The organism is Candidatus Binatia bacterium (assembly GCA_036382395.1).
Lineage (GTDB): Bacteria > Desulfobacterota > Binatia > HRBIN30 > HRBIN30 > JAGDMS01.
This window is the reverse complement of sequence record DASVHW010000167.1, coordinates 1-4,067: the sequence shown is the minus strand read 5'-3', so window position 1 is coordinate 4,067 and position 4,067 is coordinate 1. Positions and strand designations below refer to the sequence as shown.

Here is a 4,067-nt window from a genome sequence, read left to right as displayed (position 1 = left end):
ATGGGTGAGCTGCGCAAGCTCGGCATCGAGGTGGCGAAGTCGACGGTGGAGAGGTACCGCGTACGCCGCTCCAAACCGCCGTCACCCACCTGGCGGACCTTCCTCGCCACTCATGCCAAGGATCTCGTGTCGATCGACTTCTTTACCGTCGCGACGGTCCGCTTCGAGATTCTCTTCGTCCTGATCATTCTCGCGCATGACAGGCGGCGCGTTCAGCACTTCAACATCACGGCGCACCCGACGGCCGAGTGGACGGCGCAGCAGGTGGTGGAGGCGTTCCCCTGGGAGACCGCGCCGCGCTACCTGCTACGGGATCGCGACAGCGTCTACGGTCTCGCCTTTCGCCAGCGCGTGGCGGGATTGGGGATCGCGGAAGTGCTGAGCGAGCCGCGCAGCCCGTGGCAGTCCCCCTACGTCGAACGGGTGATCGGCAGCATCCGCCGCGAGTGTCTGGACCACGTCGTGGTCCTGCACCAACGCCACCTCCGCCGCATCCTCACCGCGTACGTCGACCACTACCATCGCTGGCGCTGTCATCAGGCGCTCGCCATGGACTGCCCAGAGCCGCGACGGATCCAGAGACGCGAGGAGGGCGCGGTGGTCGAGGTCGCTGAAGGCGGCGGCCTCTATCGACACTACGAACGCTTGGCGGCCTGAGTTCCACGACCGGAAGCATGACCGAGGCTCGTGCAGGCCGTGAGCCTTGGTCAGCGACATCTGGCGATCGCTCCCTGCCGACCGAGAACTACCGAGAGACGCGCGGTGGCGACGTCGCCGCTCATCTTTCGGCTTCGCCGTGCGCCCGTGCGCCATCTGGGCGGGATCGCTCTCGTGCTCAACACCCGCAGAATGCATGGACATGACTTTTCGGGATGGACACCTACAGGCTTCTCGGTCAACACCCTATCCCGATCGCTAAGAGCCGTCGGGGGCGGCCCATGTGGGCGCGCTTCTGTCCATACCTGAGCGATGCCAGCTCTGCGTTCTCAGACTCGGGAATTTGATTCTCCCTACGGGTCCAATTGTGGGCCTGCGGTCTTGCCCGTAAGCATGGGCATGGTATTCGCGTGGTTTGGATTGACTGGAAAGAGAGGGAGTCATGAGAAGAAGAGATGCAATGCGGTGGGTCCTGCTCGGAGTCGGTTTGGGCGCAACGATGGCGGTCCCGGCGCCTGGGAGGGCTGACGAACCACGCGCGGCCGGCGCTGCTCCGCAAGAGGTGGGCGTACTGCATGCTGCGGGTGAGTCGCTCACCGGCGACGTCTATGCAGAACCATCGCGGTGGCGTCCGCTGTCCCTCGGAACGTTCTTCAGCGAGGGGTGGAACGAGCCCTGGGCCAGCCCGTCGGCCGGCGGAGGTGGAGCGCCGAGACAGGGGTGGCTCAATGCGGCCGACGGTGTTTTCTATCGCCTCGCCGTTGGGACCTTCGGCTACAAGCACGCCACCAGCGGTAACGGGGACGTGTACAACGGTGGAGCGACGCTGTACGCGCCGCTCAGCCGGCGCTTCGAGTTACAGTTCGATGTGCCATTCGTTACTTCGGCGCAAGGGGTTGGGGGCAGTCCGAGCCATACCGGCTTCGGCGATTTCCAGATCACACCCCGCGTGCTCCTCTCTGAGAGTCGCGACGTGACGCAGTCGCTTAACTGACCTTCCGCACCCCCACAGGCGACACGAACACCGGTAACGGCCTGGCAGCAGTGACGCCGAACTATCAGTTCTGGGCGAACTGGTGGGGCGGGCTCGTCGTGCGCGGGAGCGTGGGCATGTCCATCCCATACCAGAACGTGAGTGAGGTTGGTGCCCGCACTTCGTTCCTCGGGAACCTGGCTGCCGGATACTACTTCACGGAGCACGACATGGCTCCAATCGGCGATCTCGTCGGCTACGTGTCCACGAATCTGGCCCAGGCCACTGACAACCGCGGGCCGGCATCCAGTGCTCTCGCATTCACCCCAGGCTTCCGCACCTATCTGGGCCGGAACTGGTACCTGCTAGGCGCCGTCGAAGTCCCCGTCACGAATCCGAAGTCGTCCGACTACTCGCTACTTGGGGGATTGATGTTCGTCTTTTGATGCGGGAGCCCGGCGCGAAGACAGGCTCACCGTATATACGGGTACGTCTAAGGTTAGTCCGACAGCCGAAAACAGCCAAATTCGGCTCGACAGAAACGGGCGTCTCTATGACTCTCCCGGTTGTCCATCCCGAAAAGTCATGTCCATGCATTCGGGTCGCGGTAGGGACGCCGATTGCTCGGCGCCCCCCGCACAGATCCGGAGGTGCGGCACTATCGCATCCGGCTCCTGCCTCAGGTTCTGACGAGATGCTGTAAGGACGGATAGGGATGACAGATACGAACTCGCGGAAGGCTGTACTTTAGAATGCGTGCCATCCGCTCCCACGTGATATGACCTCGTTGGCTGCGGCGGCCTAATGACTTCCACCACAACCGGCCGATCGCGCGGCGAAAGGCTTTGAGCGCTGGCATGTTCCTCGGCACCGCGTAGTACTGCAGGTGCCCTTGCACCACCTGTGCCTCGCCAAAACTCCATCCGCGCCTTTGAATCTTTCGCCGTTCCCGGTGGTGACAAAAAATGTCACCTCCCGCATATGGGACCCTGGCGAGGCGCACGCGAATTTTCGGGACCCACAACGGACAGGGACCCACAGGTGGCGTAGCGCGAGGATTTCAATCTGTAACGCCATTCGGGAGCGGACCACCGAAGCGAGGCTTGTCACCACAGCAATCACCACGGCTTGCATGGCGGCATGCCTATCGTGGCCGCCAGGCGGACTCAATGCCATCTCGGCAGCCGTCGATGGCCATCGAAATTACATGCGAGATTTCAGGATGATCGAATTCTCGGGACCCACAGGCAGCCAGCTCGGCCAGTATTTCCCCTTTGCCCATCGCCTTGTCGAGCCTCGTCGTCTTCTTTGCCATCACAGCCTCCAGTTCGAGCCAAAAGAAACGGGGGGTATATATCCATGCTTTCCGCTGGCGTGCAACCCGACGCAGAACCACCGACGCAGAACCATTGTCGTAGAACCATTCCCTTACGCGTCGTCGTCCTCCTCCCAGTCTTCGCCATCCTCATCATCTCCTCCCGTCTCCCGCCCGATAAAGTGCTCGCAGGCGATATCAGGCGCGTCCACCTGCAAATACCTCAATCCGTAGCGCCCCTTACCGCCGGACATTTTGAACTCGACGCAGTTCCCGCAGACCTCAGAGTCATCACGATCGGGAAACAGTCCCGGCGCCTTGTCCTGCACCTGCTTGAGAAACGGGTTGCTCGTCTTCACCCCCTCCGCTTTGGCCACTTCGCTCACCTCCGTCACCTGCTTGATCTTGTCCACGTCGATCACTTCCCAACTGCCGCTGCCGGCGAACGCCAGCACCAGGGCGTCCGCGTCGTCGGGCGAGCGGCCGATCCGCTTCTTGATGTCGTCTTTCGATTCGGCGCGCAGCGTCTTGTCGCTTTGGATCTTGTAGCGACGTGCGCGCAGCTCGACGGACAGCCGGCGGTACACGGCGGTAGGCAGAAGGCTCAGAAGCCAGCCGCCACGTTCCTAACATGCCCGCCTTCACCTCGTCCAAGGAACTGCGTACCGAGCAACGGCTACGGAATACAGACGTAGCCGAACCGCCAAACCGTGGTTACCCTACGGTATGAAGTGCGGATTCCATCCAATCGTACTGGCGTTGATTCTGGCGTCCCTCCCAGCCGTGGCATCAGCGGATATCTTGGAGTGGACGGACAACGCCGGCGTCACGCATTACACAAACCTGAAGGGCGAGGTGCCCTCACAGCAGGTGGTACAGGTTGTCGTCGACGAGCAGGTATGGCTCCCGCAAGGTTCAGCCTTGCCGGATGCGAAAGAGGACCCGGTGGCACAACCGGAACCGCCCCGTGATACGGAGGATGAGGTGTTGCGTGCGTATCTCGCGGGACTGGAGAGCGGAGTCGCGCGCAACGCCAGCACTGGGGGGAGCGTGTACATCAGCGGACCGCTCGCAGTGACGATTTCCCCTCCCACGCCGTACGGCAGCTATGTGCTACCCGGA

General features: G+C 62.4%; 6 protein-coding genes. 4 read left to right on the top strand and 2 right to left on the bottom strand.

Going from position 1 to position 4,067, the window contains the following annotated elements; translation table 11 throughout:
- The 3 genes from VF515_07780 to VF515_07770 form a co-directional block, all read left to right on the top strand.
- On the top strand, positions 1-657 hold a 657-nt coding region (locus tag VF515_07780; protein ID HEX7407534.1), incomplete at its 5' end, for an integrase core domain-containing protein.
- A gap of 460 nt (positions 658-1,117) precedes the next feature.
- The gene (locus VF515_07775; GenBank protein HEX7407533.1) at positions 1,118-1,651 is read left to right on the top strand and encodes a hypothetical protein; all 534 of its coding nucleotides are present in this window, start codon (positions 1,118-1,120) and stop codon (positions 1,649-1,651) included.
- A 50-nt stretch (positions 1,652-1,701) separates the two neighbouring features.
- A complete protein-coding gene (locus tag VF515_07770; GenBank protein HEX7407532.1) occupies positions 1,702-2,076 on the top strand; it encodes a hypothetical protein in 375 nt (124 codons plus the stop codon).
- Positions 2,077-2,774: 698 nt separating this feature from the next.
- Here the strand turns inward: VF515_07770 and VF515_07765 are convergent.
- Positions 2,775-2,945, bottom strand: a complete 171-nt coding sequence (locus tag VF515_07765) for a hypothetical protein (protein HEX7407531.1) — start codon at positions 2,943-2,945, stop codon at positions 2,775-2,777.
- A 113-nt stretch (positions 2,946-3,058) separates the two neighbouring features.
- Entirely contained in the window at positions 3,059-3,532 is a 474-nt protein-coding gene (locus VF515_07760; GenBank protein HEX7407530.1) for a hypothetical protein, read from the bottom strand.
- Positions 3,533-3,671: 139 nt separating this feature from the next.
- Here VF515_07760 and VF515_07755 point away from each other — a divergent pair.
- Positions 3,672-4,067: DUF4124 domain-containing protein (locus tag VF515_07755; GenBank protein HEX7407529.1), on the top strand; the 396-nt coding region annotated here is incomplete at its 3' end.

Coding starts and splice junctions, on each gene's coding strand:
- VF515_07775 (HEX7407533.1), top strand. CDS start 1,118: ATGCGGTGGGTCCTGCTCGGAGTCGGTTTGGGCGCAACGATGGCGGTC.
- VF515_07765 (HEX7407531.1), bottom strand. CDS start 2,945: ATGGCAAAGAAGACGACGAGGCTCGACAAGGCGATGGGCAAAGGGGAA.